Source organism: Rheinheimera soli, assembly GCF_021290985.1.
In the GTDB taxonomy this organism is placed as follows: Bacteria; Pseudomonadota; Gammaproteobacteria; order Enterobacterales; family Alteromonadaceae; genus Pararheinheimera; species Pararheinheimera soli.
In genome coordinates this window covers 1-285 of record NZ_JAJOYU010000100.1, presented here as the reverse complement: position 1 = coordinate 285, position 285 = coordinate 1, and the positions used below count along the sequence as shown (strand labels likewise).

Sequence of the window (285 nt, the reverse complement as noted above, 5' to 3'; positions counted from 1 at the left end):
TTTATACGGTCAGGTGTTCAGAAACACGTTACCGCACACACATTCAGGCACTCTTTCGCAACGCAGCTTTTAAAAGCGGGAACAGACATTCGTACAGTTCAAGAGCTGTTAGGGCATACGGATTTGAAGACAACTCAAATATATACACATGTCATCGGTCAACATTCATCAGGGACAATTAGCCCTATAGACCGATAATTTCGTTTTAAATAAACCGGGCTTCATGTCCGGTTTTGCGGTAAAAGCGGTCATTCGCATGCGGATTGTGTTGAGGTGCTGAATCTC

1 protein-coding gene is annotated in these 285 nt (G+C 43.9%); it reads left to right on the top strand.

Annotated elements, in window-relative coordinates; genetic code table 11:
- Positions 1-3: 3 nt before the first annotated feature.
- Complete coding sequence (locus tag LSG37_RS21160; RefSeq protein ID WP_366515598.1) at positions 4-198, top strand: tyrosine-type recombinase/integrase; 195 nt, start codon at positions 4-6, stop codon at positions 196-198.
- Positions 199-285 lie beyond the last annotated feature (87 nt).